Consider the following 5,339-nt stretch of genomic DNA (forward strand, 5'->3'; position numbering starts at 1 on the left):
ATGCATTTTGCGCCTGGGTTTTCAGCTCTACGCGGGTCTGCGAATAACCTCCCGCGAGGACCATGCTACCCAGGGCTACCGCCGCCGCCAACCGATGCTGTTTCATGCTATTTCCTTGTTCATGCGCCGAAAGGGCAATCGAGTAAAGCCGCGAGCTTATCAGGCCGCCACGACCAATGGCTACCGGCATGAGAGCAGTAAACCTGCGATAAGTTCAGGGATTAAAACGCATTTGGGCAAACGGACGATGAAGCTTCTGTCATCTGATCCTGAGAGTGAGCGACTCGTCTGTCCGCACGACTTGGCGTAATGGCCACTTGCCGCACAGGCGCAAGCTCAGGCATAACAGCGCAACAATTCGACAAGGATGTTTATCTTGCGCCTCTTATTCCGTGTGCTGACCCTGATCGTTCTGCTGCTGGGACTCGTCCTCGCGGTGGTTTTGTATTACGTCGCCAATCCGAAATTACCCTTCTACACCCCCGTGCAGCAGGTGCATTACCTGAATCAGTGGTCGCAGGCAGAACGCGAGACCTACTACTTCACGCCGCAGGGCACTCAGGTCAAAGGTCTGCGTTATGAGTGGTTCCAGGCGCTGGAGTTGCCTTTTTCGCAGCAGCGTTTCGCCTCGCCCGAATACCTCGCGCGTTTTGGATTTCTGATTGATCCGCAACAGAAAGCCACGCCGAATAATCCCGGCAATCTTCCTGTCGGCTTTGCGCGGCACCAGAATCCCGGCAGCACCGAGCAATATCTGGACATAACTTGCGCCGCTTGCCATACCGGCGAATTGCGCTTTAACGGCCAGGCCGTGCGCATTGATGGGGGCTCGGCGCAACACGTATTGCCTTCCAGTGTTCCTACGCTGCGCGGCGGCAGTTTCGGACAAGCCATGGTCGCCAGTCTGACCTCGACTTACTACAACCCTTGGAAATTCGAACGTTTCGCGCGCGAGGTTCTAGGCAATGACTACGACGCACGCCGCGAGCAACTGCGCAAAGACTTCAAAAACTCGCTGAACACCTTTCTGAAAGTCGCCTGGAATGACACACACCGCGGCCTCTACCCCACTGAAGAAGGCCCGGGACGCACCGACGCATTTGGGCGGATTGCCAACGCAACGTTCGGCGATGCCATTTCTCCCGCCAACTATCGCGTCGCCAACGCGCCGGTGGACTACCCGCAGTTATGGGACATGTGGACGTTCGACTGGGTGCAGTGGAACGGTTCTGCGCAACAGCCGATGGCACGTAACATCGGCGAGGCATTGGGTGTCGGCGCCACCCTGAACTTCTTCGATGCCAACGGCCAACCGCTGCAAGGCGATGAGCGTTATGCCTCCAGCGTCCGTGTGCGTGATCTGCACAAAATCGAAGAAACCCTGCAACGCCTGCAACCACCCGCGTGGCCGGAAGACGTATTGGGCGCTGTCGACAAACCGCTGGCCGCCAAGGGCCGCGCACTGTTTGCCGAGAACTGCGCCGGCTGCCACGTCCCGCGCAAGACCTTGGAAGGTGAACGCTGGGTGCAGCATTTGCACCTGTTGCCCGTGGACGTGATCGGCACCGATCCGAATGCCGCCAACAACATCGCCAGCCATCGATTCGACCTCACGGCCCTGCAATGGGACCTGAAAGAGCTGGAAAACATGGACGTGAAACTGCACCCGTCACCCAAGGAACCGCTGGATCTGAGCCAGTTGTCTGTGGCCAAGGGCCTGGCGTACGTCACCGCATTCGTCGAAAACCGCGCGTATCGCGAAGCAAACATCACCGCGCAAGAGAAACCGCTACTTGACGGTTTTGGCCTGCCGATCGGTGTGCGCGAAAAAGTCGCCTACAAGGCGCGCCCCTTGGCCGGCGTCTGGGCCACTGCGCCGTTTCTGCACAACGGTTCGGTGCCGAGCCTTTATCAGTTGCTGTCGCCACAGGATGAGCGCGCCACCACCTTCTATAAAGGCACTTTCGAATACGACCCACGGCATCTGGGTTATCACACCGAGGCTTTTACCAACGGTTTCCTGTTCGACACGCGGATCACCGGCAATCACAACAGCGGCCATGAATTCCGTGCGGGTGAACGCGGCAATGGCGTCATCGGCCGCTTGTTGCAGCCCGAAGAACGTTGGGCGTTGCTGGAATACCTGAAAGTCCTCGGCGGTCCACTGGAGGCGCAATTGCCATGATCTCGACCTTCAAGAAAGACCTGCCGCCGCTGGCCCGGTTCTGGTTGTGGCTGGGGCGTTTGCTGGGCAAAACCCTGCTGTTGTTACTCGCCATCGGCCTGCTTGGCTGGGCCATTGCCTCGGCCTGGTTTGCCTGGCAGCACCGTGGCCCGGTTTCAGCGCTGGAGCAGATCCCGCCGGGCGAGTCAGCGATGACTCAAGATGTGATTCAGACTGCCGTACGCATTGTCGATCAACACCGTGAAGCGACCCGCTATCTGCGCGACGCTCATGCCAAGGCGCATGGTTGCGTGAAGGCGCAGGTGCTGGTTCTGCCGCAACTTGCCCAGTCGTTGCAGCAGGGCGTGTTCAGCGAGCCGGGGAAAACCTGGCAGGCGCTGATTCGCCTCTCCAACGGCAACGCCTATCCGCAGTTCGACAGCATCCGCGATGCCCGGGGCATGGCGATCAAACTGCTCGACGTACCCGGCAAACCCTTGCTCGGCGACCGCGAGCAACAGCGCGAACAAGACTTCGTGATGTTCAGTCACCCGAACTTCTTTGTCAGTGATGTCGCCGAGTATCGTCAGAATGTGGCTGCGCAGGCTGACGGCAAAAAGGTCATGGCGTTTTTCCCCGGGTGGGATCCGCGTACCTGGCAGATCCGCCATCTATTTATCGCCCTCGCGACCTTGTCGCCGGCGCCGGAAAGCCCGACGCGCACCACGTATTTCTCGGTCTCGCCGTACAAGTTCGGCGAGTCGAACGCCAAGTTCCGCGTGACGCCGGATCCCGACAATTGCCCGGCCTACACGTTGCCCCGACAAAATAAGGAGCTACCGAACTTCCTGCGTAGCGCCCTGACTCAGCAACTGTCGACGGATCGCGTGCCGGCGTGTTTCCTTCTGCAGATTCAGCGCCAGGATGCCAACAAATACATGCCCATCGAAGACACCAGCATCGAGTGGCGCGAGGAGGATTCGCCGTTCGAAACCGTGGCCCGTATCACGCTGCCACCGCAGGACTTCGATACACCGCAGCAGAACCTCGATTGCGACAACCTGTCTTTCAATCCGTGGTTCGGCATTGAAGCCCATCGCCCGATTGGCGGGATCAATCGCCTGCGCAAAGCGGTGTACGAGGCGGTCAGCGACTATCGTCATCAGCGCAATGGCAGTTAATCATGGCTCTTTCTGTGCAGTTGATGAAGCCCTGACCCTTCCGGTTTCAGGCCATGTGGCGCTTGGAAGAAGGACACTGAGAATTCCGGCGTTGGCGACCTTGTCGATCAACACCTGCGCACTGATGTCGCCAGAACTGATTTTCTGCTCAAAATCTTGAGCGAGTTCCGCGATCAACTCTTGAACCTTGGGCATTACCGGGTTGGAAAAACGCAAGACTGCACCGTCGGGGGTGATCGCAAAAATACGCTGATGAGGCGCTTCACTGACACGCACCAGACTGACTTTGAGATCAGCAGGCGAGAAAAAATCCCGATGAAGATCGGTCCCGCCCGCAGCCATTCGACCCGCTGGTAATCGCTGAATCGAGTGATAAGTGCCATGCACGCGAAATCCTCGGGGGATGCGTGGCTGCCCATGGGCATTCTTGGGGAACAGCGCGCTGCGGTCGAAGCCTGCAAATTGGCAGGAGATCGGCACGGTCACAACCAGAAAGTCACTGACGTTATGTCTGAGAATAAAACCGACATTGGGATATGCCGACGGCAATGTCAGTAATAGTTTTCGCAGATAGGCGGCTGCTTCTTTGGCATTTCGATAGATCGGACCAAAGATCGGCATTGATTTGATCGGCGGTGGCGCTTGCAGGATGTCCGACCGCCAACTGGCTTTGAGCCGGCCTCGGTGGCGCCAGAGATCCCCGGCAACCACAACATTTATCTCTCCGGCCGCCAACGCCAACAGGATCCACAGGCTGCTGGGAATCGAGCCCTCTTCATACAGGCTTCGGAAACGTCGCGAATCGCCATCGGGATTTGGCGCAAGGCGCGGCGACAGCTCCTGCTCATACGGCAGATTGCTCGACGTGTACAAGAGAAGTCCGCCGTTGCCGGCACTCAGATAACATTTCGAGTATTTTCGATGCATGTTCATAACTGTGGCCAAATCGCCAATGGTGAAGAAGCGATTGCGCTGGACCCATTCCGTGGTGGCTTCGTCGGCGCCTTGAACCTTGGCCGGACGAGCATGAAAACTCGCCTCGAGAGAAAAACCCTTGGGGACGATCAACTGGCCGTTCGCACCGGCAGTCACCGCCCACTCGTGGCGCTGATCCATGGCTGGCTCAGGTAGTTTTTCCTGGACCGCGCTGACTTCAGTCTCAATTCGCTGAGCGCAATAGAACCGCCCGTCCCTGCTTTTCAGAATGAACCAGTGCAACTCGGTACTTCGTGGCATTTTCAGCAAGCCGTGCAAACACGCTGCGGCGTCGTCGCTCGAGAGGAATGCAGGTTTGTCTGCCATGAATGACAGCGCATCCGTGTCGTCGGCAGTAACAGTGGTGGTTGCAGAGGGAGTTGGAGGCATGCGGTCGGGCTCTCGACAGGCAATGGGATCGGGGCCATGACCTGAAAGGGTCATGAACAACAGGAGCCATTGTCCGAAAGCGGTGCGACTGGCAGGCACTACATAGATATAGGCCGTGAAAAAACCCAAACGCCAGACAGCAAAAAGCCCGCACTAGGCGGGCTTTCTGTGGAATCTGGCGTTCAGTGTTCCAGATTCCGAATATGGCGCAGCGGACGGGACTCGAACCCGCGACCCCCGGCGTGACAGGCCGGTATTCTAACCGACTGAACTACCGCTGCGCGAAACGCTTGAAACGAATGGTGGGTGATGACGGATCGAACCGCCGACATTCTGCTTGTAAGGCAGACGCTCTCCCAGCTGAGCTAATCACCCTTCGCTTCGTTACGGGACGCATTATGCCACAAGTTTTCATAAAGTGTTGATTTAATTGAAGTTTTTTTCAAATAAATCTGAAAACCGGTGAAACGACACATCCCACGGGTACAACCTTGGAGCAGAAAAAAACCCGCCTTGGCGGGTTTTTCCGTGGTGACCTGGCGTTCAGTGTTCCAGGTTACCGAATATGGCGCAGCGGACGGGACTCGAACCCGCGACCCCCGGCGTGACAGGCCGGTATTCTAACCGAC

Annotated in this window: 3 protein-coding genes, 2 tRNA genes and 1 pseudogene; 2 read left to right on the forward strand and 4 right to left on the reverse strand. The window is 57.7% G+C overall.

Translation table 11 applies throughout. From position 1 onward, the window contains the following. Positions 1-190, reverse strand: a pseudogene (locus ACIOWE_RS29635) (FKBP-type peptidyl-prolyl cis-trans isomerase); the annotation flags it as partial. A gap of 186 nt (positions 191-376) precedes the next feature. Between ACIOWE_RS29635 and ACIOWE_RS29640 the strand changes: the two are divergent. Both ACIOWE_RS29640 and ACIOWE_RS29645 read left to right on the forward strand, forming a co-directional pair. Next, entirely contained in the window at positions 377-2,185 is a 1,809-nt protein-coding gene (locus ACIOWE_RS29640) for a di-heme-cytochrome C peroxidase (protein ID WP_401398500.1), read from the forward strand. Further along, positions 2,182-3,345 (forward strand): catalase family protein, encoded by a 1,164-nt coding sequence (locus ACIOWE_RS29645; protein ID WP_401398502.1) that lies wholly within the window; start codon positions 2,182-2,184, stop codon positions 3,343-3,345. Before ACIOWE_RS29640 ends, ACIOWE_RS29645 begins: the two co-directional genes overlap by 4 nt. Here ACIOWE_RS29645 and ACIOWE_RS29650 read toward each other — a convergent pair whose 3' ends face one another. The 3 genes from ACIOWE_RS29650 to ACIOWE_RS29660 form a co-directional block, all read right to left on the reverse strand. Continuing rightward, entirely contained in the window at positions 3,346-4,764 is a 1,419-nt protein-coding gene (locus ACIOWE_RS29650) for a hypothetical protein (protein WP_401398504.1), read from the reverse strand. A gap of 150 nt (positions 4,765-4,914) precedes the next feature. Next, positions 4,915-4,991: transfer RNA gene (locus tag ACIOWE_RS29655), tRNA-Asp, on the reverse strand. Between the two features lie 19 nt (positions 4,992-5,010). Beyond that, positions 5,011-5,085, reverse strand: a tRNA-Val gene (locus ACIOWE_RS29660). Positions 5,086-5,339: the final 254 nt, after the last annotated feature.

It is taken from the genome of Pseudomonas sp. NPDC087598, from assembly GCF_044743525.1.
GTDB lineage: Bacteria > Pseudomonadota > Gammaproteobacteria > Pseudomonadales > Pseudomonadaceae > Aquipseudomonas.

What these genes read in the sequence shown, in the direction of transcription:
- ACIOWE_RS29650 (WP_401398504.1), bottom strand. Translation starts at nt 4,764, where the DNA reads ATGACCCTTTCAGGTCATGGCCCCGATCCCATTGCCTGTCGAGAGCCC.
- ACIOWE_RS29645 (WP_401398502.1), top strand. Translation starts at nt 2,182, where the DNA reads ATGATCTCGACCTTCAAGAAAGACCTGCCGCCGCTGGCCCGGTTCTGG.